The organism is Actinomycetospora sp. NBRC 106378 (genome assembly GCF_030269685.1).
Classification (GTDB): domain Bacteria; phylum Actinomycetota; class Actinomycetes; order Mycobacteriales; family Pseudonocardiaceae; genus Actinomycetospora.
This window is the reverse complement of record NZ_BSTT01000002.1, coordinates 368,357-393,298: the sequence shown is the minus strand read 5'-3', so window position 1 is coordinate 393,298 and position 24,942 is coordinate 368,357. Positions and strand designations below refer to the sequence as shown.

Below are 24,942 nucleotides of genomic sequence, written 5' to 3'. Positions count from 1 at the left end.
TCAATTCCCCTCCAGGAGCTCCCGCGCGACGGCGGCGATCCCCGCACCGTCGAGCCGGTAGTGGGCGTACAGCGCGGCGGGCGGGCCGACGGGCACGTGCTGGTCGGGCACCCCGTGGCGGCGGAACCGGGGCGCGAGCCCGGCGTCGAGCAGGCACTCCGCGACCGCCGAGCCGAGCCCGCCGGTCCCGTTGGCCTCCTCGACGGTCAGCACGGCACCGGTCTCGCGCGCCGCGGCGAGCACGGCGTCGCGGTCGAGCGGCGAGATCGTCCACATGTCGACGACCCGCGCCTCGACCCCCGCCGCCGCGAGGTCGTCCGCGGCCTGCATCGCCGGCGCGACCTCGGAACCGGTCGTGACGATCGTCAGGTCGGTGCCCTCCCGCAGGGTCAGGGCCTTCCCGACGACGAGCTCGGGCACCTCCGCGTACACCTCCGGGTCGCGCCCCCGGCCGAGCCGCAGGTACATCGCGTGCGGGTGGTCGAGCGAGAGGCGGAGCAGCGCCCGCAGGTGGTTCGCGTCCGTCGCGGACACCACCGTGAGATCGGCGATCGACCGCATCATCGCCAGGTCCTCGAGGCTGTGGTGGCTCGTCCCGTAGAACCCCATCGACATCCCCGAGTGGTGTCCGACGACGCGCACGGGCAGGTCGGGGTAGGCGCAGTCGGTGCGGATCTGCTCGGCGCACAGCAGCGCCGCGAACGACCCGAAGGTCGCGGCGAACGGCACGAGCCCGCTCGCCGCCATCCCCGCGGCCATAGTGATCATGTTCTTCTCGGCGATCCCGGCGTTGACGAACCGGTCGGGGTGCCGCGCGGCGAAGTCGGTGGTGCGGTTGGACCGCCCGAGGTCGGCGGTCAGCACGACGATGCGCGGGTCGACCTCGGCGAGCTCGGCCAGCTCCTCGCCGAGCACGAACGCCGGCATCGCGCGGGTGTCGGTCCCGTCGACCGACCGGGAGTCCTTGAAGGTGGCGGTGCCGTTGAAGATGGCCGCCTGGTCCTGTGTCTGGTCCTGGGTGGTGGTCATGCGGTCAGCTCCGCCATCACGTCGTCGTAGTCGGCGCCGACGAGGTTGCCGACGTGCCAGTCCGGGCTCAGCTCCATGCGCGCGACGCCCTTGCCCTTGACGGTGTCGGCGACGATCACCTGCGGCCGGTCGCCGCCCCGGGCGGGCAGCGCGTCGAAGGTCGCGAGCAGGGCGTCGAGGTCGTGCCCGTCGACGCGGTGGGTGTCCCAGCCGAACGCGGCGAAGCGGTCCTCGATCGGCTCCGCGGCCATGACGTCGGCGACGAACCCGTCGATGCCGAGCTGGTTGGCGTCCACGACCGCGACGAGGTTCCCCAGCCCGTAGTGCGCGGCCGCCATCGCGGCCTCCCACACCTGACCTTCGGCGAGCTCGCCGTCACCGAGCAGGCACCACGTGCGGTGGTCGCTCCCCCGCAGCCGGCCTGCCCACGCCATGCCGACGCAGATCGACAGGCCGTGCCCGAGCGAACCGGAGGAGAAGTCGACGCCGGGGATGCGCTTGGCGTCGGGATGGTCGCCGAAGGCGCTGCCGAGCCGGGTGTAGGTGTCGAGCTCGGACGGGTCGTAGAAGCCGAGGTCGGCGAGCACCGGGTAGAGCCCGATCGCGGCGTGGCCCTTGCTCATGACGAAGCGGTCGCGGTCCGGCCAGTCGGGCCGGGCCGGGTCGAGCCGCAGTTCGCCGTAGTACAGCGCCGCGAGGATCTCGGCGCACGAGAATACGGCGCTGTAGTGCCCGGCGCCGGCGATCCGGGTGAGGCGCACGGTCTCGGTGCGCACGAAGCGGGCGCGGTCGGCGAGGTCCATCGGTCCTCCTCGGGAGGTGCTCACGGGGCCACCGGCCCCTCGTGGTCGCGGAAGCGGTCGAGCACGGTGCCGGTGATACGGGCGGTGTCGTTGTCGCCGCCGTCGTGGCTCATCGCGGTCGACCAGCCGATCGAGCCGACGGAGAAGACGGCGCCGCCGCCGGGCAGGCCGAACAGCACGAGGTCGGCGCGGACGTTCGGGTGCACCCCGGGCGGCGGGGCGGCGTAGCCGTGGTCGATCTCCTCGGGCGCGAGCCCGATCTTGTGCGAGTGCCCGACCGACGAGCCGAGCACCGCCGCGGTGGGCGGGGTGCCGAGCCCGACGTCGGCCCGGTCGAACTCGTCGGCCGCCGCTCCCCCGAGCCCCGGGCCCTCGGCGCCGACGACCTCGCCGATCCCCGCCTTCACCCCGTCGAACACCCACGACACGTCCGGCTCGGCGCTCCGGGCGCTGCGCCGGTACCCGTGCCCGCGGTCGAATCCCTGGGCGGTGAACCCGACCCCGACGAGCCGGTTCGGCGCCCGTCCGCGCATGCGCCACAGCCCCCCGGGCTCCCCGGTCGCGGACAGGTGCTCCTCCCCCGGGTCGGACACCCAGGTGGCGACGCCGGCGTGCCCGCGACGGATCTCCAGGGCGTCCGGACGGCCCGGGTGGCGGGCCGTGACCTGGTAGAAGCCGTTGCCGCCCAGGTACATCAGCCGCCCGCCGGTCGCGGTGTACGCGGCGTAGGCGTCGAGCATCCCGGCCGAGCAGTACTCCGGGTGGCCGCCGGTGAGCACCACCCGGTAGCGGTCGAGCAGCGCCGTGCCCTGCTGCTCGACCTCGTCGTCGGTGACCACGGCGTGGTCCTCGCCGCGCCGCTCGAGCCAGTCGAGCAGCAGCAGGTCCTGGGCGTAGTGCCGGAACCCGCGGGTGGTGGGCGTGTAGTAGTCGGGCCGGAGGTTGAGGATCGGCCGCCGACGGGTCGAGTAGCAGACTCCGCTGCCGTCGGAGTGCACGTCGTAGAGCGAGCGCCCGAACTCCGGGTGTGCCGCGAGCCAGCGGTCGCGGTCGTCGATCCCGCGGTCCTCGCCGTAGAGCCCGAGGCGCTCGGTCTCGTACTCCGCGTAGGTCCGCCAGTTCGCGTAGGCCAGGTAGGTCCAGGTCGGCAGCACGAGCAGCACGCGGGCGGTGTGCCGGGCGGGGGTGACGACGACGGGCACGCGGTCCACGTCGTCGCCCGCGGCCAGGCGCACGGCGTACACCCCGCTCGGCAGGTCCGCCGGCACGGTCCACGTGGCGTCGACGTCCCAGCCGGCGTCGGCGAGGTCGTCGTCGTGCAGGTGCAGCGCGTCGAACTCGGCCGGCGCGGCCCGGAAGTCGCGCTCGGCGCCGGACCAGAACGGGCCGGGGACGCCGCGCGCGGGCAGGTGGTGCACGGCCGCGCCCCCGGTGAGGCCGCCGCGGTCGGGCACCCGGACCCCGCCCGGGTCGGCCGCGAGGTCGAGGACGCTCGTGTGCGCCGCGTCGAGCAGGGTGAGCGGGTCGGCGCCGGCGCGCAGCGCGTCGGTCACCTCGGCGGTCCAGGCCCGCGAGACCACGGGGCGGGCGACGCCGCCGTTGAACGTCGCGCCGAGCCCGGGCCGCACGGTCCCGTCGGAGCCGAGCAGCAGTCGCCCCGACACCGGGGCGACGACGGCGGTGGTCCCGACGGCCTCGTCGGGAAGGCCGGGGCGGTGCAGCGTGAGCCGCACCCGTCCCTGCCCGTCGACCGTCGCCGCCGCGAACGCCCACCGCCCGCGCACCGCGTCGACGTCGAGGCGGGCGAGGACCGAACCACCGTCGCGGAGCTCCAGGGCCTCGGCCGAGCACCAGAGACCGAGCGTCCCGACGACGAGCAGCGGGCGCGGCTCGGTGGTGGGCGCGGTCGGGCGGAACCAGAGCGCGCACCCGACGTCGGGAAGGTCCGCCCGCACCTCCGCCGCGGCGAACGAGCCCGAACACGTCCGCTGCACGCGGCCGGCGATGCGCGGCGGCAGGTCCGAGCCGACCGGCTCCTCGACGAGGTCCACGTGGTGGCGGGGCGACCCACCGCGGCGCAGCCGCACCAGCGACACCGCGACCTCGGCGTGCTCGCTCGACACGTGCACCGCGACCTGCCCGCCCGCGGGTACCGAGAGGCGGTCGGCGTAGCCGAGCAGCCTCACCGGTTGACCCACGAGGTCCAGCGCTGCGTGGCCTGGTCGAGGTTCTGCGCCCACCAGGCGTTGTCCCGGACCACGGTGGTGCCGTTCGACTGCGGGCCGTCGATGAACTCGCGGATGGTCGGGTCGGCACTCGGCGCGGCCGCGGTGTTGGTGGGCAGGTAGGGCATGCGGTCGGTGATGGCCTTCTGGTTCTTCTGGCCGATGAGCGCGTTGATCAGCTGGTAGGCCTGGTCACGGTGCGGGGCGCCCTTGACCACGGTCAGCGTGTCGAAGTAGCTCAGGGGCTGGTTCCAGGCGACACCCAGGGGCGCGCCGCTCTTCACCGCGTCGTAGGCGCGGCCGGGCCAGGCGAGCATCATGTCGACCTCGCCGGACTGCAGCGCCTGCGTCTGCTGCGCGCCCGTGTCGTAGAAGCGGGTCGACGCGCGGATGGTGTCGAGCTTGCGGAACGCGCGGTCGTAGTCGAGCGGGTAGAGCTGGTCGCCCGGCACGCCGTCGGCGAGCAGCGCGGTCTCCATCCCGGCGTCCTTGGCGTAGTTCATGATCCCGCGGGTGCCGGGGAAGCGGGCCGTGTCGTAGAAGTCGGCCCAGCTCGTCGGCGGGTTCGCGCCGTACCTGTCCTTGTTGTAGACGAGCAGGAACGACGAGTTGATGACCGGGACGCCGCACTCCGAGGTCTGCGCGGGGTCGAGCCCGGAACGGTCGACGCGGTTCCAGTCGATCGGCTCGAAGAGGGTGCCGCACTTGCCCATCGCGGTGTACGGCGTCGAGTAGAAGACGTCCCACGTCGGGTTGCCGCCCTGCACCATCGCGGTCAGCTTGGCCTCGTTGTTGGGCGACTCGTCGGCCACGGTGACGCCCTGGGCCGACAGGTCGGCGTAGGCGTTGGCCTTGAACACCTCCGCGAGCGCTCCCCCGGTGTTGGCGAACACCACCGTCGCTCCGCCCGCACCCTGGCTGCCGGCCGGGCCGAAACAGCCGGCGGTGGTCATCGCGACGACGCCGGCGAACGCGGCGGCGACGAGCGTGCTCCTCCTGGTGCGCACGGGGCCTCCCTCTGTCGTAGATTTCGTATTGCGAAACGGTGTTCGCATCTAGAAAAGAATGGCCATGTCGAGTTCGCACTGTCAAGGCGGTGGCAGATGGCCCACTCAGGGCGTTACGTCCGAGTTTCGCCCGCGAAACACCAGCATCCAGGCTTGACAGCGACCACGGCGACCCGACACCGTCATTCCACTTCGTGAAACGCATATCGGCTGCTGCGAGCTCTGGAGGCCCGTCGATGACCGTGACGTCGCCCGTGGCGGGAGCGGCCGCGCCCGCCCCGCCCCGCGCCCCCGACCCGCCCCCGGGACGGCGCCTCGCCCGACGGGTGTCGCTGCTGCTCGCGGTCCCCGCCCTGCTGGTCCTGCTGGTGTTCTTCGTGGTCCCGGCGCTGCGCCTGCTCTGGCTCTCCGTGACCACGCCGGAACCGGGCTTCGGCAACTACACCGCGCTGGTCGCCGACGACGTCACCACGACGATCGTCCTGCGGACCCTGCTCATGGCCGCCGTCGTCACCGTCGTCTGCGTGCTCGTCGCCTATCCCTACGCGTACCTGATGACGATCGTGTCGGGACGGTGGCGCGGGGTGCTCCTCGCGGTCGTGCTCGTCCCCTTCTGGACCTCGCTCATGGCCCGCACGTTCGCCTGGGTGGTGCTCCTGCAGGACAACGGCGTGGTCAACCAGGTGCTCGGGGCGGTCGGCCTCGGCCCGGTGCGGCTGCTCGGCACGACGGCGGGGGTCACGCTCGCGATGGCCCAGGTCATGCTGCCCTTCGTCGTGCTGCCGGTGTACACGGCCATGCGCGGCATCGACCGGCGCCTGGTCGACGCGGCGCTCTCCCTCGGCGCGCGGCCGGTCACCGCCTTCACCCGGGTCTACCTGCCGCTCTCGCTGCCGGGGGTGGCCGCCGGCGCGACGCTGGTCATGGTCCTCTCGCTCGGCTTCTACGTGACGCCCTCGCTCGTGGGCTCGCCGCAGCAGTCGATGCTCGCGCAGTTCATCTCGGTGCAGGTCAACCAGCTCGTGGACTTCGGCGCGGCCGGTGCGCTCGCGGTGACGCTGCTCGTCGTGACGCTGCTGCTGCTCGGCGGGGTCCGGATGCTGACCCGCACCCGAGGCGCGACCGGCAGCGGGATCGCCGGGGGGCTCACGTGACCGGCGGGCCGACGCTGCGCCGCGTCCTCGTCGGGATCGGGATCCTCGTCGGCGTCTGGCTGGTGGTGCCGACCCTCGTCGTCGTCCCCATCAGCTTCTCGGGCGAGGACAGCTTCGCGTTCCCGCCGAGCAGCTGGGGCCTCGAGCACTACGCCACGTTCTTCACCGAGTCGAGCTGGCTGACCTCGCTGCTGGTGTCGCTGCAGATCGCGCTCATCGTCACGGTGGTCGCCACGCTGCTCGGCACGGCGGCCGCCCTGGCCCTCGACCGCACCTCGTTCCGCGGCCGGGGCGCGCTCGACGGGCTGTTCATGGCGCCGCTGATCATCCCCGGCATCGTCGTGGCGGTGGCGCTCTACGCCGCGTTCCTCGGGTGGGGGCTGATCGGGACACCGCTCGGGTTCGTCGTCGCGCACACCGTGCTCGCCCTGCCGTTCGTGGTGGTGAACGTGGCCGCCGCGCTGCAGAACGTCGACCCGGTGCTCGGGCGCGCGGCCGCGGGGCTCGGCGCCTCGGGCTGGGCGACGTTCCGCCAGGTCACCCTGCCGATCATCCGGCCGGGCGTGCTGGCGGGGGCGCTCTTCGCGTTCGTCACCTCGTTCGACGAGGTCGTCGTCTCCCTGTTCGTCCAGTCCCCGCAGCTGCAGACCCTGCCGGTGCGGATGTTCACCTCGGTCACCAACGAGGTCGACCCCACCATCGCCGCGGCGTCGACCGTCGTCCTCGTCGTCTCCACCGCCCTGCTCGGGCTCGTCGCGCTGACCCGGAGGAAGTCCACCCCATGACCGACCGCGCAGGCGCCACCATCCGCGCCGAGGCCCTGACCAAACGCTTCCCGGGCGCGTCCGCTCCCGCGGTCGACGCCGTCGACCTGCACGTGGCGGCCGGGGAGTTCATGACGCTGCTCGGCCCGAGCGGGTCGGGCAAGACGACGACGCTCAACATGATCGCGGGCTTCGAGGAGGTCACCTCCGGGCGCATCCTGCTCGACGACGACGACATCGCCCGCCTGCCCGCCCACCGCCGCAACCTCGGCATGGTGTTCCAGAGCTACGCGCTGTTCCCCCACATGACCGCGGCGCAGAACGTCGCGTTCCCGTTGCGCCAGCGCAAGGTCGGGAAGGCGGAGACGGCCCGCCGGGTCGCCGAGGCGCTCGAACTCGTCCACCTCGGCGGCCACGGCGACCGCCTGCCCTCCCAGCTCTCGGGCGGGCAGCAGCAACGCGTCGCCCTCGCGCGCGCCGTCGTCTTCTCCCCGCGCGCGCTGCTGCTCGACGAGCCCCTGGGTGCGCTGGACAAGAAGCTGCGGGAGTCCCTGCAGCTCGAGATCTCGCGGCTGCACTCGGAGCTCGGCATCACCTTCGTCTTCGTGACCCACGACCAGGAGGAGGCCCTCGCGCTCTCCGACCGCATCGCGGTCTTCCGCGACGGCCGCATCGAGCAGGTGGGCACCCCGACGGAGCTCTACGAGACGCCGGCGTCCCGCTTCGTCGCCACCTTCCTCGGCGACTCGAACGTCTTCACCGGCACGGTCCACGGGGGCCTGCTCGACACCGGGTCCGCGCAGCTGCACTGCGACGGCCCCGACGGGCCGGGCTGCCTGGTCGTGCGCCCCGAACGGCTCCGGATCGGTGCTGCGCCCGCCGACGGCGCCAACCGCCTGTCCGCGACCGTCAGCGACGTCGTGTACCAGGGGGCGTTCCGCCGCATCCTGGTCCGGTTCGACGACGGGTCCACCGGCCTCGTCCGCGACGCCGGGGACGCGGCGACGACCACGCGCGGCGACCGCGTCGAGGTCTCGTGGCCGGCCGCGGCCGGGGTGCTCGTGCCCGAGACCGCCGCGGAGCGGGTCGGGGCGGGCGTCGGATCCGGCAGCGGGGTCGGCGTCGGGGCCGGCGTCGGGGTCGGGGCATGACGGCGGCCGAGCTCGAGGCCGCCCGGGAGGCGGTCGCCGACGCGGGCCGGGCGATGCTCGCCGACGGTCTCGTCACCGGCACGGCCGGCAACGTGAGCGTGCGGGTCGGCGACCTGGTCGCCGTGTCGCCGTCAGGCATGCCGTACGCCGCGGTCACCGGAGCGGACGTGTGCGTGGTCGACCTCGACGGCGCCGTCGTCGAGGGGCCCCACCGCCCGTCGTCGGAGACGCCGCTGCACCTGGCCGTCTACGCGAGCACCGACGCGGGCGCGGTGGTGCACCACCACGGCATGCACAGCACCGCCGTCTCGGTGGTGCACGACGAGCTGCCCGCCCTGCACTACTACGTGGTCCGGCTCGGCGGCCCCCCGCGGGTCGCGCCCTACGCCACCTACGGCACCCCCGAGCTGGCGGCGTCGGTGCAGGCGGCGTTGGCGGACCGGACGGCGGCGCTCATGCAGAACCACGGCGCGGTCGCCTACGGCTCCGACCTGGAGGAGGCCTACGACCGCGCACGGCTCGTGGAGTGGCTGTGCGAGCTGCACACCACGGCCGCCCGGCTCGGTCAGCCCCGGGTGCTGCACGCCGACGAGCTCGACGCCGTCGTCGCCCGGAGGTCGCGGCCGTGAGGGTGGTCTGCCTGGGCGCCCACATCCTCGACGTCCTCGGGCGGCCCGTCACCGACATCCCCGCCGGCCAGGGGCGCCGGGTCCTCGACGAGATCCGGTTGACCGCGGCCGGGACCGCCGGCGGCACCGCGGTCGACCTGGCCAAGCTCGGCGCGGAGGTGGTCGGCATCGGAGCGGTCGGCGACGACGGTGCGGGCCGGATGCTGCGCTCCCTGCTGACCGACCACGGCGTCGACGCCTCCCGGCTCGTCGTGCGGCCGGGCGGGGCGACGCCGTCGACGATCCTGCCGATCCGCCCGGACGGCTCCCGGCCCGCCCTGCACGCACCGGGGGTGATGGCGACGCTGACCGCCGACGACGTCGACCCGGACCTCGTCGCCCGCGCCGACGTGCTGCACGTCGGCGGGCCCGACGTCCTGGGCGGGTTCGCGACGGCGGACCTGCCCGGCATCCTGCGCCACGCCGTCGCGCACGGCACGACCGTCTCGATGGACCTGCTCAGCGTCGGGCGGGCCGGGCTGCTCGACGAGCTCGGCGCGCTGTGGGAGCACGTGGACTGGTTCCTGCCGAACGACGACCAGCTGCGGGCCCTCACCGGCCGGCACGACCTCGAGGACGCGGCCGGGGAACTGCGGGCGGCCGGGGTCGGGGGCGTGGTGGTCACGTGCGGCGCCGACGGCGCCCTGCTGGTCGACGGCGCCGTCGAGCGGGTCCCGGCCCTGGCCGTGGACGTGGTGGACACGACGGGATGCGGCGACGCGTTCTGCGCGGGCTTCCTCGTGGGGCTCGACCGCGGCCTCGCGCCGCCGGGCGCGGCGCGGCTGGGCACGGCGACCGCGGCGCTCGTGGCGGGCGGTCTCGGGTCGGACGCCGGCATCGCCGACCTCGACACGACGCTCGCGTTCCTGGCCGAGCACGGGGGTCGCGGGGTCCCGGTGTGAGGATGGGCGACGGCAGGGGCGGTAGAGGCGGGACGGGCGGCGGGCGCGCAGGGGGCGACGGATGACGGACCGGACCGCGGGTGGCGAGCCCGTGCGCGTCCTCGTCAAGGCGATGGCCGTGCTCGACCTGCTGGCCGAGTCGAACGAGCAGATGTCCCTGGGCGACATCGCCGCGCGCCTCGATCTCAACAAGAGCACCTGCCACCGCATCCTGAGCACCCTGGCCTCCGAGGACTTCGTCGAACGACCCTCGGCCGGGACCTACCGGCTCGGGGTCGGGGCGTTCCGCATCGGCAGTGCCATGGCCCGGCGGATGGGGGTCCGCGAACGGGCCCTCCCCGCGATGCAGGACCTGTACCGGGCCACCGGCGAGACGGTCTTCCTGCTCGTCCCGCACGGGGACGAGGCGGTGTGCGTGGAGCGCCTCGACGGGCGCTACGCCGCCACCCACACGCTGCGCGTCGGCGGGGTGCTGCCGCTGCACCTCGGTGCCGGTCCGCGGCTGCTCCTCGCGTCGTTGCCCGCGGAGCAGCGCGAGGCGTACTTCGCGGGCCCCTTCGCCCGCCGGGTCGTCCCGGGGCTGCGCGAGGACGCCCTCCGCGCCCAGGTCGACCGCATCCTCGAGGACGGCTACGCGTTCAGCGAGGACGACGTGGAGACCGGGGTGTCCGCCCTCAGCGCCGCGGTGCGCGACCACACCGGCTCGGTCGTGGCCGCGCTGAGCCTCTCGGGGCTCAGCGCGCACCTGCCGTCCGAGGAGCGGCCGGACCAGCTCCGCGTGCTGTTCGACGCGGCGCGCTCGGCGTCGAGGGCCCTGGGGTACCGCGGCGGGCCGTGACCCCGCTACGTGGCCCGCTGCGCCGTCGCCACGCCTGCGCCGAGCCCGATCATCGCCACCCCGCCGACGGCCCCGAGTCCGGCCAGGCGCCGCGGTGACCGGCTGAACCAGGCGCGGGCCGAGGCCGCGGTCATCGCCCAGATGCTGTCCAGCACCACCGCGATGCCCGCGAAGAGCGCTCCGAGCACGAGGAGCTGTCGCGGAACGCTGCGAGCTGGGTCGACGAACAACGGCAGGAAGGCCGCGAAGAACACCACGGTCTTCGGGTTGAACAGCCCGACCGGCACCCCGCGCAGGACGCTGCGGACGAGCCCGGTCGCGGCCTCCGGCGCCGCCACAGCCAGCTGTTCGGACGCATCGTGGCGGTGCCGGATCGCCTGCACGCCGAGCCAGACCAGGTAGGCCGCGCCGACGAGCTTGATCACCGTGAACGCGACGACCGACCGCTCGATCAGCTCCCCGAGCCCGATCGCCAGCCCCGCGACCTGCAGCAGCACCCCGAGCGCGTTCCCGACGACGGAGGCGAGCGCGCTCCGCCGCCCCACCGCCAGCGCCCGGCTGATCGCGAAGACCACGCTCGGGCCCGGGATCACGATGACCAGCGCGGCCGCGGCGAGGAAGGCGACGAGACGGGAATCCACCTCGGCAGTCGAGCACGGAACGGGTCCGGGCAGCGACAGGTTTCCCGACGACGGGTGGCTCCTACCCGGCTGCATGTCAGACTCCCGCCGTGGACCTCGCCCTCGTCACCGGCGCCACGTCGGGTATCGGCGCCGCGTTCGCCCACGAGCTGGCCGCCCGGGGCTGGTCGCTCGTCCTGACGGGGCGGTCGGCGCCCGCGCTCGCGGTCCTCGGCGAGGACCTCGGCGCCCGCACGGTCGTCGCGGACCTGGCGACGGCGGCCGGCCGTGCAGCCGTCGTCGAGGCGGCCGAGGGCGTCGGGCTCCTGGTGAACAACGCCGCGCTGGGCGGGGCCTTCGGCCCGTTCGCGACGATGCCCGTCGAGGACCTCGAGGCGGTCCTCGCCGTGAACGTCGTCGCCGCGTCGTCGCTGGCACGAGCGGTCCTGCCGGGCATGCTCGCGGCCGGGCGCGGCGGGATCGTCACCGTGTCGAGCCCGGCGGCCGTCGGGCCGAAGGCCGGTGCGGCCGCCTACGGGGCGTCGAAGGCGTTCCTGGAGAGCCTCGACCGCAGCCTGCGCGCCGAGGTCCGTGGGAGCGGCGTCGTCGTGACCACCGTCCGCCCCGACTCGACCGGCACGGACTTCCACGCCCGCTCCGGGCAGGACGTCAGCGACGTGACGGTGTGGAACACCCCCGAGGAGGTCGCCCGCGCCGCACTCGACGCCCACGAGCGGGGAGAACTCCTGGTGCGGATCCCGCGGCGTCCGGCCAAGCACGTCGCGCGGGACCTGGCCCGGGTGGTGTGGCACCACCCGCTGGTGCAACGCCGGCTCGGCTCCCGTCAGAGGTAGCGGATTCGGACGCCCGGCCCTCGAACCCGCGACCGCTCAGGTCTCCGGGAGGTCCTCCTCGACGGGCTCGGCCGGCTCGGGGGTCGGCCGCGACGCCTGCACCCGGACGACGCCGCTCTCCAGGTCCAGTCCGACCACCCGGGCGCGCTGCCCGGAGTCCTCGCCCTCCTCGACACCCTCGAGCTTCGGAGACCGGAACACCCCGCCGAACGCCGTCATGGCCCCACGGTACGGCCGCGCGCGTGAACCGACGGCTGACCTGCGGCCGTTCGTGGGACTCTGCGGCCGTGTCGTGGTGGCGGCGGTGGGTCCGGCGTGAAGGCCGGGTACAGGCTGTCGTGAGCATGCACAACGGCCTGACCCTGTCGGCTCTCGCGGGGAGCGCGGTCGCCGGCACCGCGCCCGCCGCCACCACCGCCCTGGCGCCGGACACCCGGATCGAGGCGACGGTCGTGCTGCGCCGCCCGGGTGCCGCGCCCGACCCGACCGCCGTGCTGCCCGCCGCCGACTTCGCCGCCGCCCACGGCGCGGCGCCCGACGACGTCGCGCTCGTGACCTCCACCCTCGTCGGGCTCGGCGTGCAGGTGCTCTGGGTGCAGCCCGCCGCCCGGCTCGTGCGGGTCGCCGGGCGGGCGGACGTCCTCGCGTCGGTCTTCGGCGCCGACCTCGCCGTCGACCCGGCGACCGGGTTCCGGGTGCGCCGCGGCGACCTCGCGGTGCCCGCGGCGCTCGGCGACGTGGTCACCGCCGTGCTCGGCCTCGACGACCGGCCCCAGGCCCGCACCCGCACGAGCACCGCCGACCCGCGCGCGGTGTCGACCAGCTACTCCCCGCTCGACCTCGCGAAGGTCTACGACTTCCCCGCCGGCACGGACGGCACCGGCCGCACGATCGCGATCGTCGAGCTCGGCGGCGGGTTCGGCCAGGACGACCTCGACGCCTACTTCTCCGGCCTCGGCATCACCGGCCCGACCGTCACCGCGGTCGGCGTCGACGGGGCGGCCAACGTCCCGGGGAAGGATCCGGACGGCGCCGACGGCGAGGTGCTGCTCGACATCGAGGTCGCCGGCGCCCTCGCCCCGAAGGCGGCCGTGGTCGTCTACTTCGCGCCGAACACCGACGCGGGATTCCTCGACGCCGTCTCCCAGGCCGCGCACGCCTCCCCCACGCCCGCGGCGATCAGCATCAGCTGGGGCCAGAGCGAGGACGAGTGGAGCGAGCAGGCCCGCACGGCGCTCGACCAGGCGATGGCCGACGCGGCCACGCTCGGCGTCGTCGTCACCGCCGCCGCGGGCGACGACGGCAGCACCGACCGCGCGACCGACCAGGGCGTCCACGCCGACTTCCCGGCCTCCAGCCCGCACGCCCTGGCCTGCGGCGGGACCAACCTGGTCGCGGACCCGTCGTCGGGAACGGTGACGAGCGAGACCGTGTGGAACAACGGCGTCGGGAAGGGCGCCACCGGCGGCGGCGTCTCCGACGCCTTCCCGGTGCCGTCGTGGCAGGCGGGCATCGGGGTCCCGACGGCGAGCGGGAGCGGGAAGGCCGGTCGCGGCGTCCCGGACGTCGCCGCGGTCGCCGACCCGACCACGGGCTACCAGGTCCGCGTCGACGGGAAGGACGCCGTCATCGGCGGCACCAGCGCGGTCGCGCCGCTCTGGGCCGCGCTCGCCACCCGCCTGACGCAGGCCCTCGGCACGCCGCTGGGCCTGCTCCAGCCGCGGCTCTACGGGTCCACGACGGCGGGGGCGGTCGCCCCGGGCTTCCGTGACATCACCGCCGGGACCAACGGCGCCTACTCCGCCGGGCCGGGCTGGGACGCGTGCACCGGGCTCGGCGTCCCGGTCGGCTCGGCCCTGGTGACGGCCCTGCGGGGCTCGGCGGCCGCGGGATCCCCGGTGCTCCTCGTGCCACGCACGGGCCCCGTGGTCAGCGGGTCGCGGGTGCGGGTCGCCGTCGACGACGTCGTCGCCGCCCTGCCCCTCTACCGCGCGCTCACCGGGGCCGAGCCGGTGCGTCGCGACGACGGGTCCGTCGACGTCGGCACCTTCGTGCTGGTCCCCCGGGGCGCGCGCGAGGGCGTCACCCTCGTCGTCGACGACCTGCGGGTGGCCGCGACCGCGGTCGTCGCCGCGGGCGGGTCCGTCCTCGAGGAGACGAGCGCCGGCCTCGTCGCCCGCCACCCCGACGGCGCCGTGTTCACCTACGCGACCGCCTGACCCGTCGTCCGGAAAAGGCCTCGCCCGATCCGGGCGATCCGGACGACAGGCGTGGTCCGGGACGCGCCACGCTCGTTGCCCCGTGGTGACGGCCGACGACGGCCGACACCTCCGGGGAGGCGACCGCACCATGGCGGCTCACAGCGCACCGTCATCACCACGGCAACGGCGCACCACCGCGCTGACCGCGATCGCGACCGCGCTCGCCGTGGTCGGGCTGATGGTCCTCGGCTCCACGCTGACCTCACCGTCGCCGGGGCGCGAGCCCGGTGCCCTCGGCACGACGGCGGGTCCGGTCGCGTTGCTCGACGCCCCGGCCGTGGCGGGCCCGGCCCCGTCCGCCGCCCGGACGAGCGCACCACGGACCACCACGCGGCCGACCACCACGACCTCGGCGCCGACCAGGACGAAGGCGCCGCGCACGACGACGACCACGGCCGACTCCGAGGAGTAGTCCCCCGCACCACATCCGCTCGACGGCCCGCCGTGGCTGCGGAAGGGTCGACGGCGATGAGGACGTGGCAGCGGTGGGCGGTCCTGGCGGCCCTGACGCTGGTGGCCACCGTCGCCCTGCAGGCGGTGGGCGTGCCGTCGGCCGCGCTGTTCGCCGGGCTCGGGGTCGCGACCGTGCTGGCGCTGCTCGGGCTCGGACCGCGCACCGTCGCCCGCCCCGCCGTGGGCGGGGCGCAGGCCGTGATCGGGGTGGTCATCGGGCTGCTGGCCCGGCCGGACACGCTGACGGCCGTGGCGTCGCAGTGGCTGCCGGTGCTGCTGGTCAGCCTCGGGACGCTCGCGGCGAGCATGGGCGCGGGCCTGCTGCTCGGGGTGCAGCGCGGGGTGTCGCCGCTGACCGGGATGCTCGCGCTGACCGCCGGCGGCGCCTCCGGCCTCACCGCGATCGCGCGCGACATCGGCGGCGACGAGCGGATCGTGTCGGTGATCCAGTACCTGCGGGTCGGGCTGGTCACGGCGACGATGCCGGTGGTCGCGGCGGCGGTGTTCGGGGCCTCCCACGCGGGGGCGGGCGGCTCCGCGGAGGGCACGGCGCCCTGGTACGTGGGGCTCGCCCTGGTCGCGGTGTGCGCCCTCGCGGCGTGGCCGGCCGAGAAGCTGAAGGTGCCGGCGGGGGCGCTGCTCGGGCCGATGGCCGTCGCGATCGTGCTGTCGGTGACCGGGCTGACCTTCGGCGGCTCGGCCCCCGACCTGCTCGTCGACCTCGCCTACGCCGTGATCGGCTGGCAGGCCGGGGTGCGGTTCACCCGCGAGGCGGTCCGGACGGTGCTGCGGGTGCTCCCGCTCGCGACCGGGCTGATCCTGCTGATCATGGTCGTGTGCGCGGCGCTCGGGCTGCTGCTCTCCGCGATCACCGGCGTCACCCCGCTCGAGGGCTACCTCGCCACCAACCCCGGCGGCATCTACGCCGTGCTCGCCACCGCGATCTCCGCCGGCGGGGACGTCACCTTCGTCGTGGCGGTGCAGGTCGTCCGGGTGATCCTGATGCTGCTGGTCGCCCCGGCGTTGGCGCGGCTGGCGCGGCGGTAGGTCACGGCCGCTCGCTCGGCACGGTGGCCGGAGCCGGGTAACCTCCGTAGTCGTCAGCTTCCTGACGACGGGAGTGGTCCATGCACGCGGTCGTGCTCTCCGGTGGGCTGACGCACGACTTCCCGGCGACGACCGCCTGCCTGGTCGCCGAACTCGACGCGGTCGGCCTGACCTCCGAGGTGCACACCGACGTCGACGCCGCCCTGGGCGCTCTCCCGGGCGCCGCACTCCTGGTCGTGAACGCGCTGCGCTGGACGATGACCGCCCCGGAGGTCCCCGAACGTTACCGCGTGCAGGCCGCCGTCGAGGGGGCGAGCCCGTCGTCGGGAGAGCGTGCCGCCTTCGACGCCCACCTCGCGGGCGGCGGTGGTCTGCTCGCGATGCACACCGCGCCGATCTGCTTCGACGACTGGCCCGAGTGGGCCGACGCGCTCGGCGCCCGCTGGGTGTGGGGGCACTCGCAGCACCCGCCGCTCGGACCGCCCGTCGAGGTGGCCGTGTGCGGGCAGCACGAGATCGTCGCCGGGGTCGAGGGGTTCACGATCGTCGACGAGGTCTACGGCGACCTGGAGTTCACCGCCGCCGTCGACCCGCTGCTGCAGGCCGCCCAGCCCGACGAGAGGCGCCGGGTCATGCCGCTGCTCTGGGCCCGGGAGCACGGCGCCGCCCGGGTGGTCTACGACGCGCTCGGCCACCACCCGGCGTCGTACGCCGTCCCGGAGCACGCCGGGATCGTGCGTCGCGCGATCCGGTGGGCCGGCCGTGCGTGATCTGTCGCTGAGCGCCGGGAGCGTGCTCGACCTGGCGCCGTCCGACGTCGTGGAGTGCGCGGCCGCGGCCGGCTTCGCCTGGGCCGGGGTCCGGCTCGCCGACCCGCGGCGCGAGGCACCCGGCGTCGGGACGGCCCTCGCGCGGACCGGGCTCGGCCTGCTCGACGTCGAGGTCGTGCGCCTCGCGGCCGGCCCCCGGACCGACGACCACCGGGCGCTCGCGGACGCGGCCGCCACGCTCGGCGCGCGCTTCCTCCTCACGGTCGCCGACCACGACGACGAGGCCCTCGCCGTCGACCAGGTCGCGGCGCTGGTCGACCACCTGCGCGGGTCGGGCACGCGGGTCGCCCTGGAGTCGATGGTGTTCACCGGCCTGCGCCGGCGGGCCGACGCCGAGCGCGTGGCCCGGGCCGCCGGCGCGCAGGTGCTGCTCGACCCGCTGCACCTGCACCGCGCGGGCGACGACCTGGGCGCACCGGCCGACCCCGACGTCGTCGGCTACGCGCAGCTCACCGATGCCCCCGACCGGCCGTCCGAGCCGGATCCGGCGTTCGAGGCACGGCATCTGCGACTGCCGCCGGGCCAGGGCGGACTCGACCTCGCCCGCTTCCTGGGCGCACTGCCGGCCGACCTCCCGCTCGCGGTCGAGGTGCAGTCGGACGAGCTGCTGGACACGGCGCCGCGGGAACGGGCCGGGGCGCTGCGGGCGGCGGCGCAGGGCGTGCTGGACGGGAGGAGCTGACGGTGGGACGCGCGATCGAGGGAATGTCCGTGCTGGTCACGGGCGGTGGCTCGGGGATCGGCGAGGGCGTGGTGGCGAGGCTGTCGGCGCTCGGGGCCCACGTGACCCTCACCGGCCGTCGTCGGGAACGCGTGGAGGCCGTGGCGGCGAGGACGGGAGCCCGCGGCGTCGTCGGGGACGTGACCGTCGAGGCCGACCGCCACGCGATGGTCGACGCCGCGGTGGAGCACGGCGGCGGGCTCGGGGCCGTGGTGCACGCCGCGGGGAACATGTACCGCGGGCCGCTGGCGGAGCTGACCGCGGAGGGCCTGCACGACGTGTTCGCCTCGAACACCATCGCCCCGATGCTGCTCACCGGGCTCGCCCTCCCCCCGCTCGTCGAGGCACGGGGCGCCGTCGTGTTCTTCGGTTCGGTCCACACGCAGCGGGCCTTCCCCGGGGCCTCCCCCTACGCCGCGACGAAGGGCGCCCTGGAGACCCTGACGGGGGTGCTCGCGGCGGAACTGGGACCGCAGGGCGTCCGGGTCAGCTGCGTGCGTCCCGGCGGGGTGCTCACCGAGATCAACCAGCGCGCCGGCCTCTTCGACGACGCGACGGCCGCCGAGCGGATGGAGTCGCTCGGCCCGGCGCACGCGCTCGGGCGGCCCGGCACCGTCGAGGAGGTGGCCGAGGCCGTGGAGTACCTGCTCACCGCCGAGTGGGTCACCGGGAACGTGCTCACCGTCGACGGCGGCCTCGGGCTCGGGGTGACGCAGGCCTGAGGCCTACCGCCTCCGTCGTCTCTGCGGCCGCGCGGTACCCAGCTGGAGCAGCGCCGCCGGGATGCCGTGGTCGTCGCGCAGCCGGCGCAGGGCGGGCTCGTTCTCCCAGAAGTGCTCGAAGTCGTCGGGGGCGAGCTTCTCGGCGACGAGGTGCAGGGCGATGTCGTGGCGGACGTACTCGACGGCGACGAGGACGACGGCCGGGTCGTCGGTGTAGACGCCCCACGCGTCGTCGCCGACCACGCCGCCGATCACGGCCTGCTCGCGGTCCGCCGCGACGACGAGCAGGCGGCACCCGAGGTTCTCGAGCACGACCTCGGGGCTGGAGTAGCGGTGCACCGTGGTGCGCCCGACCGGCTCCTCGTCCTCGCCGAAGCTCACCACCGACACGTCGACGCCCTCGGACTCGGCGCGGCGGGCCGACGCCTTGAGCGGTGCGATCTCGCCGGGCCAGCCGGAGACGAAGAGGTCGTCGCGGGCCGCGGCGACGACGTCCTCGGCGCGGGCGAGCAGCGACTCCCGGTCGGTGAGGTTGTGGACGATGCGCACCTCGGTCGGCGCGGCGATCTGCGGCAGCGCGTCGGAGAGGACGTCGATGGAGGCGTCGAACTCGCGGCGCATCCGGTCGAGCAGCGCCGAGGGCGGCAACGACAGGTAGCCGACGCTCGCTTCCCCGGCCCGCACCTCGTAGGCGGCGCCGCGCGCCACCAGCTTGCCGAGCGTCTCGTAGACGGTGCTGCGCGGGACCCCCGAGCGCTTGGCCACCTCGTAGCCGTTCAGGGGTGTCCCGGCGGCGACCAGCGCGACGTAGGCCTTCGCCTCGTACCCCGACATGCCGAGGCGGCCCAGCTCGTCGATGACGCTCTGCTGCGACATGGCTCCCATCGTCCCAGGTCGTTACCCGTCGATCTGGGACCGCGCCCGCGGCATGGCGTTCAGCGCGGCGCGGGTGATGCCCCCGTCGACCGCCAGCATCTGCCCGGTGACGTACGCCGCGCGGTCGGAGGCGAGGAACAGGACCGTGTCGGCCACGTCCTGCGCCGTGCCCAGCCGGCCGAGCGGGACGCGGCCCGAGCGCAGACGACGCACCTCGGGGTCGGCGTAGATCGCGTCCGACATGCCGGCGTCGATGAGGCCGGGCGCGACGGTGTTCACCCGGATCCCGTGGGCGCCCCACTCCAGCGCCATGTGCTCGGTCAGCATCACCACGCCGGCCTTGGACGCGGTGTAGGCGCCCGCCCCCGGCGCGGCCGCCAGCCCGTTGATGGAGGAGATGTTGACGATCGCTCCCCCGAGGCCCTCGGCGATCATGCGGGCGGCGGCGGCGCGGGCGACGAGGAACGTGCCGGTGAGGTTCACGTCGAGGGCGGTGCGCCAGTCCTGCGCCGCGAGCTCCAGCAGCGGTCCGAACCGCACGACCCCGGCGTTGTTCACGACGAGGGCGGGCGCCTCGGGCAGGTCCGCGATCGCGGCGACGACGGCCCCGTCGTCGGTGACGTCGACGCGCGACGGGACGCAGGCCTCGCCGATCGCCGCGGCGACGGAGGAGACCGCCTCCTCGTCGACGTCCCAGGCCGCGACCCGGTAGCCCTCCTTGGCCGCGTGCCGCGCGAGCACCGCGCCGATCCCGCTGCCCGCGCCGGTGATCACGGCCCACCTCGTCACGGCTGCCCCTCTCGTCGTCGTGCCCTGGAAGCGTAGTGGTCGGGGTAACGACGCTAGTGAGCGACGATGCTCCCGTCTATGGTGCAGGGAGACGCACGTCCTGGCGGTAGTCGTCAGTCACAGCACGACGCGGGAGGCACGATGACGAGCATCCTCATCCGGGGCGGCACCCTGATCGACGGGACCGGGTCGGCGGCGCGTCCGGGCGAGGACGTGCTGCTGCGCGACGGTCGTGTCGCCGTGCTCGGGTCCGAGGCGGCGGCATCGACCGATCCCGACACCGAGATCGTCGAGGCAGCCGGCCGCACCGTGATGCCGGGGCTGATCGACGCGCACACCCACCTCACCTTCGGCGAGCCGACCGGCAACGACGAGCTGTTCAACCACCGCACCGAGGCCTACAGCTCGATGCTCTCGGCCTACAACGCCCGGAAGGTCCTCCGCGCCGGCGTCACGAGCGTGCTCGACGCCGACTGCCTGTGGAACATCGGCGTGGAGCTCCGCGACGCGATCGAGTCCGGCATCGTCGAGGGCCCGCGGATGCGCGCGGGCGGCCAGGCGCTCATGACGATGCTGGGCGGCACGGCGGGCCGGATGATCGCCGACGAGGGCCGCACCGGCTACGCCACGGTGGTCACCGGGCGGGACGTGATGGTCAACGAGATCCGCCGGCAGATCAAGTACGGGGTCGACTGGATCAAGATCATGGTCACCGGGCTGATCCCGTCCATGAAGGGCCCCGAGGTCAAGGTCTGGAACATCGACGAGCTGCGCACCGTCTGCGACACCGCCCACGAGCTCAACACCAAGGTCGTCGCGCACTGCCGCAACTCCGACTCCACCCGTGACGCCGCCCGCGCCGGCGTCGACCTGATCTACCACGCCTCCTACGTCGACGACGAGGCGCTCGAGGCCGTCGTCGAGGCGGGCAGCGCGCTCTGCCCCACCTTCACGCTGCTGGGCAACCTCGCCGACTACGGCGCGAAGATCGGCACCGCTCCCGAGCTGCTCGACGTGTTCCGGGCCGAGATCGAGGTGACGGCCCGCCAGTTGGCGAAGGCGCACGCGGCGGGCGTCCCGTTCCTGGCGGGCTCGGAGACGGGCTTCGCCGTGACCCCGGTCGGCGAGTGGCACGCGCGTGAGCTCGAGATGTTCGTCGAGTACATGGGCATGACGCCGATGGAGGCCATCGTCGCGGCCACCCGCAACGGCGCCTTCGCGATGCGCGCCGAGGGCGAGCTCGGGACGCTCGAGGTCGGCCGGATCGCCGACGTGCTCGTCGTCGACGGCGACCCGCTGCGCGACGTCCGGGTCCTCCAGGACCGCGAGCGGATCGTCGAGGTGATCAAGGACGGGCGCCGCGTCGACATCACGACCCCGATCCCCGAGCGCAGGCAGCGCGCGTCCGACCAGGTCCGCTTCCTCGCCGCCTGCCCGCTGACCCGGTCGCTCGCCCTCACCGAGGACGACCTGGAGCGGTTGTCGCATGTCTGACGTCCTCGACGTCCACGCCCACGCGGTCCTGGCTGCGTCCGAGGGCGCGGCGGGGGCGGCGGGGCCCGAGCTGGGGACGCTCGACGACGGCACGCCGTTCTACCGCGTGGGCGACTACGTCCTGCGCGGCGTGCGCTACGCGGGCAGCCCGTTCATGGACGTCGACGTCCGGCTGGCGGCGATGGACCGCGCCGGGATCGCGCGGCAACTGCTCTCCCCGAACCCGCTCACCTACTTCGGCGACCTGCCCGTGGCCGACGCCGTCGCCTTCGCCCAGCAGTACAACGACGGGCTCGCGACGGTGGTGGACGCGCATCCCTCCCGGCTGCTGGCGGCCGCGCAGGTGCCGGCGCAGGACGTGGACGCGGCGATCGCGGAGGCCCGGCGCGCGGTGCGGGACCTGGGGATGGTGGCCGTGTACCTGGACACCGACCCGGCCGGGCGCACGCTCGACGACCCCGCGCTCGACCCGTTGTACGAGGCGGTCGTCGCACTGGACGTCCCGCTGTTCGTGCACCCGTCGCCGATCGGTCCGGGCGGTCCGCCCGCCGACCCCCGACTGCGGCGCTTCGACCTCGACCTGCAGTGCGGGTTCGCCTACGACGAGACGCTCGCGGTGGCGGCGCTGGTCTTCGGCGGCGTACTCGAGCGGCACCCGTCGTTGGACGTCTGCCTCTCGCACGGTGGCGGTGCGGCCGCGTTCCTGGCCGGGCGGTTCGCCCGGGCGGCCGGGAAGCGCCCGTGGGCGTCGACGGCGCTGCGGGAGCAGGGGTTCGACCACTTCTTCCGGCGGCTGTGGTTCGACGTGCACGTGCACGACGAGGGCTCCGTCGAACTGCTGTGCGCCCGGGCCGACCCGGCGCACCTGGTCTTCGGCACCAACTTCGCGGGCTGGGACTCCGACGCCGACGACACCCCGTCGGGGCCCTGGGCCGACCAGCTCACCACCAACGCGGAGCGCCTGCTCCGACTGTCCTGACGGCGGGGCCCCTTGCCCGCCGTCTCCGGGTGCGTCAGGCAGGTCCCGCCGTCGCGGGGCCTGCCTGGCGTGCCGGCGCCGAGGTTCACGTGACGCAGTCCCGGAGGCCGGCGGTACCGCCCGACCCGCCCTCGGCGAGGTTCACATGGCGCAGCTCCTCCGGCCCGTCGCCCTGCCTGATGTGAACCTCGAGCTGGGGCCTGCCCCGAGCCCGGGCGCGAGGTTCACATGGCGCAGCTCCGGAGGTCGGCGGACCTGCCTGATGGAGACCTCGCGGGGGGGTGTCTCCCCCGGCGGCCCGGCGTTGCGTCGCGCACGCGGGTTCCGGGCGTGTCGCTGCACGCGGTCGGCCGCGCCGGACCGGCCGAACGGGTCGGCCAGTCGCCAAGATCCACACGTGCCGCGCGAAGTGCTCGCTCAGCGAACACTTCGCGCGGCTGGTTGGGATCTTGGGGTCGGATCGCCGCGGCCCGGCGCCCCCAGCGGGCCGCGAGAGTGACGTGGCGCAGCTCCGGAGGCCCGCCGACCTGCCTGGTGTAGACCTCGAGGGGCGGAGCCGTGCCGACCCGTCGTCAGGAACGCAGCGGAGCACCCGCCGTCTCGCGCAGCGCCAGCACGGCGGGCAACGAGACGAGGGCCAGCAGGATGACGTAGAAGGCGCCGACCATCGTGCTGCCGGTGACGCCGCCCAGCCACGTGAGCAGGTAGGGCGCCGATCCGCCGAACAGCGCGACGGAGAGGTTGTAGGTGATGCCGTGGCCGCTGACGCGGACGCGGGTCGGGAACTGCTCGGTGAGCGCCGCGTTGATCACCGCGGCGTAGGCACCGGCGAGCAGTCCGAACAGCACGAGTCCGCAGGTGATGAGGCCGAACGTGCCCGAGGTGATGAGCAGGAAGCTCGGGTAGGCCAGGAGGAGCAGGCCGAGTCCGCTGGTCAGCAGCACCGGCTTGCGGCCGACGCGGTCGGAGATCCAGGCGCCGGCGACCTCGGCGACCAGGCACGCCGCGAGCGCGATCAGCGACGGCGCGAAGGCCTCGAAACCGGTGAGCTTGAGGCTCTTCGTCGCGAAGCTCGGGAGGTAGCCGACGATCATGTAGAACGACGACGCGTTCACCGCGACCAGGCAGAACGCGACGACGAGCAGGCGCCGCGCCGGGCGACCGCTGAGCGCGGCCCGCACCGGGTTCGCGGCGCGGCCGGACTCCTCGCGCAGCGCGAGGAAGAACGGCGTCTCGTCGAGGCGACGGCGGATGAACAGCCCGATCAGCCCGAGCGGGAGCGCGGCGAGCAGCGGGATGCGCCAGCCCCAGGACTGCATCGCCTCGGTGGAGAGGGTGAGCAGCAGGATGCCGGGCAGGAGACTGCCGAGCAGCGTGCCGACCACCGAGCCCACCGAGATCATCCCGACGAAGAGGCCACGCCGGTGGGTCGGCGCGTGCTCGGCGACGAACGACACCGCGCCGGAGATCTCCCCGCCCGCGGAGACGCCCTGCACGAAGCGGAGCGCGACGAGCAGGACCGGCGCGGCGACCCCGATCGCGGCGTAGCCCGGCAGCAGGCCCATCAGCGTGGTCGTGACCGACATCAGCAGCACCGTCAGCGCGAGGGTGCCGCGGCGGCCGATGCGGTCACCCACGGCACCCCACACGAACCCGCCGAGCGGCCGCGCGAAGAACGCGACCGCGAAGACGGCGAGGGCCGAGAGCAGCCCCGTCGTCGGGTCGACCGAGGGGAAGAAGACCGCCGCGAGCGTCGTCGCCAGCACCGCGTACACGGAGAACTCGTAGAACTCGACGAGCGAACCGATCACCCCGCCGAGCAGCAGGCGCCGGAGCGCCCGCCGGGCCTCCGGATCGTCGGCGGTCGCGGTGTCCGGCGGCGTGGGGTGGAGAGCGGACACGGGGCCTCCCGGGACGACGTCGTCACGCGGGAGGGAGCCTCGCCGCACCGTAGACGTTAGGAAGCTGACGACGCCCGCGTCAAGAACGCGTGTGGCGGCTACAGCAGGCCCGCGTAGGCGCCCCCGTCGACCGGGATCGCCGCCCCCGTCACGAAGCCGGCGAGCTCCGAGCAGAGGAAGGCGACGAGGGCCGCGCACTCCTGCGGCGTCCCGAGCCGACCGGCCGGGACCCCCGCGAGCGCGGACGACAGCGCCTCCGGGTCGGTGTAGACGCCGCGCACGCGGTCGGTGTCGTGCAGACCCGGCAGCACCGAGTTGACGGTGACGCCGTGCGCCGCGACCTCCCGGGCGAGGGTCCGCAGGAACCCGGTGGCGCCGGCGCGGGCGGTGTTCGACAGGGCGAGGTTCGGATAGGGCTGCCGGACCCCGAGCGAGGTGATCGCAACGATGCGGCCCCAGCCCTGCGCGGTCATCGTCGGGACCGCCGCCTGGCACATCCCGACGACGGCGAGCAGGCTGCGGTCCAGCGCGGCGCGGTAGTCGTCGAGGACCGTGTCCGCGACGCGGCCGGGCTTCGGGCCCGGCCCGTTGACGACGAGGACGTCGAGCCCGCCGAGGCGGTCGGTCGCCTCCGTGACGAACCCCGCCGCGGCGTCGGGATCGGTGAGGTCGGCGACGGTCCAGTCGGCCCCGAGCTCCTCCGCCGCCGCCCGGGCGCGCCCGGCATCGGAGCCGCAGAGCAGGACCCGCGCCTCCTCCGCCCGCAGCGCGGCCGCGCACGCGCGACCCAGCCCTCCCGTCCCGGCCGCCACCGCCACCCGTCGTCCCCGCAGCCCCAGGTCCATGCCCGCCTC

The 24,942-nt window shown here is 74.7% G+C and carries 25 protein-coding genes; 15 read left to right on the top strand and 10 right to left on the bottom strand.

The genetic code is table 11. From position 1 onward, the window contains the following. The 4 genes from QSK00_RS06250 to QSK00_RS06235 are packed head-to-tail and all read right to left on the bottom strand — an operon-like array spanning position 1 to position 5,064. Positions 1 to 1,029: a transketolase family protein gene (locus QSK00_RS06250; protein ID WP_285588688.1), complete on the bottom strand. Its 1,029-nt coding sequence runs from the start codon at positions 1,027 to 1,029 to the stop codon at positions 1 to 3. Beyond that, the gene (locus QSK00_RS06245) at positions 1,026 to 1,832 is read right to left on the bottom strand and encodes a transketolase (RefSeq protein ID WP_285588686.1); all 807 of its coding nucleotides are present in this window, start codon (positions 1,830 to 1,832) and stop codon (positions 1,026 to 1,028) included. The genes QSK00_RS06250 and QSK00_RS06245 overlap by 4 nt, the downstream gene beginning before the upstream one ends. 20 nt (positions 1,833 to 1,852) lie before the next feature. Continuing rightward, a complete protein-coding gene (locus QSK00_RS06240) occupies positions 1,853 to 4,018 on the bottom strand; it encodes a N,N-dimethylformamidase beta subunit family domain-containing protein (RefSeq protein WP_285588684.1) in 2,166 nt (721 codons plus the stop codon). Next, a complete protein-coding gene (locus QSK00_RS06235; protein ID WP_285588682.1) occupies positions 4,015 to 5,064 on the bottom strand; it encodes an ABC transporter substrate-binding protein in 1,050 nt (349 codons plus the stop codon). Before QSK00_RS06235 ends, QSK00_RS06240 begins: the two co-directional genes overlap by 4 nt. 236 nt (positions 5,065 to 5,300) lie before the next feature. Here QSK00_RS06235 and QSK00_RS06230 point away from each other — a divergent pair, with 236 nt between their 5' ends. The 6 genes from QSK00_RS06230 to QSK00_RS06205 all read left to right on the top strand — a co-directional run bounded on the left by QSK00_RS06230 (position 5,301) and on the right by QSK00_RS06205 (position 10,541). Continuing rightward, on the top strand, positions 5,301 to 6,218 hold the full coding sequence (locus tag QSK00_RS06230; protein WP_285588680.1) for an ABC transporter permease: 918 nt from the start codon (positions 5,301 to 5,303) through the stop codon (positions 6,216 to 6,218). Continuing rightward, complete coding sequence (locus QSK00_RS06225) at positions 6,215 to 7,003, top strand: ABC transporter permease (protein ID WP_285588678.1); 789 nt, start codon at positions 6,215 to 6,217, stop codon at positions 7,001 to 7,003. The genes QSK00_RS06230 and QSK00_RS06225 overlap by 4 nt, the downstream gene beginning before the upstream one ends. Then, positions 7,000 to 8,133 carry an ABC transporter ATP-binding protein gene (locus QSK00_RS06220; protein ID WP_285588677.1) on the top strand — a complete coding sequence of 378 codons (1,134 nt, stop codon included), beginning with the start codon at positions 7,000 to 7,002 and terminating at the stop codon, positions 8,131 to 8,133. The genes QSK00_RS06225 and QSK00_RS06220 overlap by 4 nt, the downstream gene beginning before the upstream one ends. Continuing rightward, complete coding sequence (locus QSK00_RS06215) at positions 8,130 to 8,762, top strand: class II aldolase/adducin family protein (RefSeq protein ID WP_285588675.1); 633 nt, start codon at positions 8,130 to 8,132, stop codon at positions 8,760 to 8,762. Before QSK00_RS06220 ends, QSK00_RS06215 begins: the two co-directional genes overlap by 4 nt. Continuing rightward, complete coding sequence (locus QSK00_RS06210; protein WP_285588672.1) at positions 8,759 to 9,703, top strand: carbohydrate kinase family protein; 945 nt, start codon at positions 8,759 to 8,761, stop codon at positions 9,701 to 9,703. Before QSK00_RS06215 ends, QSK00_RS06210 begins: the two co-directional genes overlap by 4 nt. A gap of 61 nt (positions 9,704 to 9,764) precedes the next feature. Then, positions 9,765 to 10,541 (top strand): IclR family transcriptional regulator, encoded by a 777-nt coding sequence (locus QSK00_RS06205; RefSeq protein WP_285588670.1) that lies wholly within the window; start codon positions 9,765 to 9,767, stop codon positions 10,539 to 10,541. Positions 10,542 to 10,546: 5 nt separating this feature from the next. Here the strand turns inward: QSK00_RS06205 and QSK00_RS06200 are convergent, their stop codons facing one another. After that, the gene (locus QSK00_RS06200) at positions 10,547 to 11,182 is read right to left on the bottom strand and encodes a LysE family translocator (protein ID WP_285588668.1); all 636 of its coding nucleotides are present in this window, start codon (positions 11,180 to 11,182) and stop codon (positions 10,547 to 10,549) included. A gap of 89 nt (positions 11,183 to 11,271) precedes the next feature. On the opposite strand from QSK00_RS06200, the gene QSK00_RS06195 reads away from it, so the two are divergent. After that, positions 11,272 to 12,015 (top strand): SDR family NAD(P)-dependent oxidoreductase, encoded by a 744-nt coding sequence (locus QSK00_RS06195; RefSeq protein ID WP_285588666.1) that lies wholly within the window; start codon positions 11,272 to 11,274, stop codon positions 12,013 to 12,015. A 36-nt stretch (positions 12,016 to 12,051) separates the two neighbouring features. Here QSK00_RS06195 and QSK00_RS06190 read toward each other — a convergent pair whose 3' ends face one another. Beyond that, complete coding sequence (locus QSK00_RS06190; protein ID WP_285588664.1) at positions 12,052 to 12,234, bottom strand: hypothetical protein; 183 nt, start codon at positions 12,232 to 12,234, stop codon at positions 12,052 to 12,054. 125 nt (positions 12,235 to 12,359) lie between these two features. On the opposite strand from QSK00_RS06190, the gene QSK00_RS06185 reads away from it, so the two are divergent. The 6 genes from QSK00_RS06185 to QSK00_RS06160 all read left to right on the top strand — a co-directional run bounded on the left by QSK00_RS06185 (position 12,360) and on the right by QSK00_RS06160 (position 18,049). Continuing rightward, entirely contained in the window at positions 12,360 to 14,234 is a 1,875-nt protein-coding gene (locus tag QSK00_RS06185) for a S53 family peptidase (protein ID WP_285589510.1), read from the top strand. A gap of 130 nt (positions 14,235 to 14,364) precedes the next feature. Further along, a complete protein-coding gene (locus QSK00_RS06180) occupies positions 14,365 to 14,688 on the top strand; it encodes a hypothetical protein (RefSeq protein ID WP_285588662.1) in 324 nt (107 codons plus the stop codon). 56 nt (positions 14,689 to 14,744) lie between these two features. After that, entirely contained in the window at positions 14,745 to 15,776 is a 1,032-nt protein-coding gene (locus QSK00_RS06175; protein WP_285588660.1) for an AbrB family transcriptional regulator, read from the top strand. A gap of 80 nt (positions 15,777 to 15,856) precedes the next feature. Then, the gene (locus QSK00_RS06170) at positions 15,857 to 16,546 is read left to right on the top strand and encodes a ThuA domain-containing protein (RefSeq protein WP_285588658.1); all 690 of its coding nucleotides are present in this window, start codon (positions 15,857 to 15,859) and stop codon (positions 16,544 to 16,546) included. Further along, positions 16,539 to 17,288, top strand: a complete 750-nt coding sequence (locus QSK00_RS06165; protein WP_285588656.1) for a sugar phosphate isomerase/epimerase family protein — start codon at positions 16,539 to 16,541, stop codon at positions 17,286 to 17,288. Before QSK00_RS06170 ends, QSK00_RS06165 begins: the two co-directional genes overlap by 8 nt. Positions 17,289 to 17,290: 2 nt before the next feature. Beyond that, complete coding sequence (locus tag QSK00_RS06160; RefSeq protein WP_285588654.1) at positions 17,291 to 18,049, top strand: SDR family NAD(P)-dependent oxidoreductase; 759 nt, start codon at positions 17,291 to 17,293, stop codon at positions 18,047 to 18,049. A 3-nt stretch (positions 18,050 to 18,052) separates the two neighbouring features. Here QSK00_RS06160 and QSK00_RS06155 read toward each other — a convergent pair whose 3' ends face one another. Together QSK00_RS06155 and QSK00_RS06150 are read right to left on the bottom strand one after the other, a co-directional pair. Then, on the bottom strand, positions 18,053 to 18,925 hold the full coding sequence (locus QSK00_RS06155; protein ID WP_285588653.1) for a TrmB family transcriptional regulator: 873 nt from the start codon (positions 18,923 to 18,925) through the stop codon (positions 18,053 to 18,055). Between the two features lie 21 nt (positions 18,926 to 18,946). Beyond that, entirely contained in the window at positions 18,947 to 19,714 is a 768-nt protein-coding gene (locus QSK00_RS06150) for an SDR family NAD(P)-dependent oxidoreductase (protein ID WP_285588652.1), read from the bottom strand. 141 nt (positions 19,715 to 19,855) lie between these two features. On the opposite strand from QSK00_RS06150, the gene QSK00_RS06145 reads away from it, so the two are divergent. Then, positions 19,856 to 21,208: a metal-dependent hydrolase family protein gene (locus QSK00_RS06145; protein WP_285588650.1), complete on the top strand. Its 1,353-nt coding sequence runs from the start codon at positions 19,856 to 19,858 to the stop codon at positions 21,206 to 21,208. Next, positions 21,201 to 22,187, top strand: a complete 987-nt coding sequence (locus QSK00_RS06140; RefSeq protein ID WP_285588648.1) for an amidohydrolase family protein — start codon at positions 21,201 to 21,203, stop codon at positions 22,185 to 22,187. Before QSK00_RS06145 ends, QSK00_RS06140 begins: the two co-directional genes overlap by 8 nt. 572 nt (positions 22,188 to 22,759) lie before the next feature. On the opposite strand, the gene QSK00_RS06135 is transcribed toward QSK00_RS06140, so the two are convergent. Continuing rightward, positions 22,760 to 24,088, bottom strand: coding sequence for an MFS transporter (locus QSK00_RS06135; RefSeq protein WP_285588646.1), 1,329 nt, complete (start codon positions 24,086 to 24,088; stop codon positions 22,760 to 22,762). A gap of 98 nt (positions 24,089 to 24,186) precedes the next feature. Beyond that, positions 24,187 to 24,933, bottom strand: a complete 747-nt coding sequence (locus QSK00_RS06130; protein WP_285588644.1) for an SDR family oxidoreductase — start codon at positions 24,931 to 24,933, stop codon at positions 24,187 to 24,189. Positions 24,934 to 24,942: the final 9 nt, after the last annotated feature.

Coding starts and splice junctions, on each gene's coding strand:
- QSK00_RS06250 (WP_285588688.1), bottom strand. CDS start 1,029: ATGACCACCACCCAGGACCAGACACAGGACCAGGCGGCCATCTTCAAC.
- QSK00_RS06245 (WP_285588686.1), bottom strand. CDS start 1,832: ATGGACCTCGCCGACCGCGCCCGCTTCGTGCGCACCGAGACCGTGCGC.
- QSK00_RS06230 (WP_285588680.1), top strand. CDS start 5,301: ATGACCGTGACGTCGCCCGTGGCGGGAGCGGCCGCGCCCGCCCCGCCC.
- QSK00_RS06220 (WP_285588677.1), top strand. CDS start 7,000: ATGACCGACCGCGCAGGCGCCACCATCCGCGCCGAGGCCCTGACCAAA.
- QSK00_RS06215 (WP_285588675.1), top strand. CDS start 8,130: ATGACGGCGGCCGAGCTCGAGGCCGCCCGGGAGGCGGTCGCCGACGCG.
- QSK00_RS06205 (WP_285588670.1), top strand. CDS start 9,765: ATGACGGACCGGACCGCGGGTGGCGAGCCCGTGCGCGTCCTCGTCAAG.
- QSK00_RS06190 (WP_285588664.1), bottom strand. CDS start 12,234: ATGACGGCGTTCGGCGGGGTGTTCCGGTCTCCGAAGCTCGAGGGTGTC.
- QSK00_RS06185 (WP_285589510.1), top strand. CDS start 12,360: ATGCACAACGGCCTGACCCTGTCGGCTCTCGCGGGGAGCGCGGTCGCC.
- QSK00_RS06180 (WP_285588662.1), top strand. CDS start 14,365: ATGGCGGCTCACAGCGCACCGTCATCACCACGGCAACGGCGCACCACC.
- QSK00_RS06175 (WP_285588660.1), top strand. CDS start 14,745: ATGAGGACGTGGCAGCGGTGGGCGGTCCTGGCGGCCCTGACGCTGGTG.
- QSK00_RS06170 (WP_285588658.1), top strand. CDS start 15,857: ATGCACGCGGTCGTGCTCTCCGGTGGGCTGACGCACGACTTCCCGGCG.
- QSK00_RS06155 (WP_285588653.1), bottom strand. CDS start 18,925: ATGTCGCAGCAGAGCGTCATCGACGAGCTGGGCCGCCTCGGCATGTCG.
- QSK00_RS06145 (WP_285588650.1), top strand. CDS start 19,856: ATGACGAGCATCCTCATCCGGGGCGGCACCCTGATCGACGGGACCGGG.
- QSK00_RS06140 (WP_285588648.1), top strand. CDS start 21,201: ATGTCTGACGTCCTCGACGTCCACGCCCACGCGGTCCTGGCTGCGTCC.
- QSK00_RS06130 (WP_285588644.1), bottom strand. CDS start 24,933: ATGGACCTGGGGCTGCGGGGACGACGGGTGGCGGTGGCGGCCGGGACG.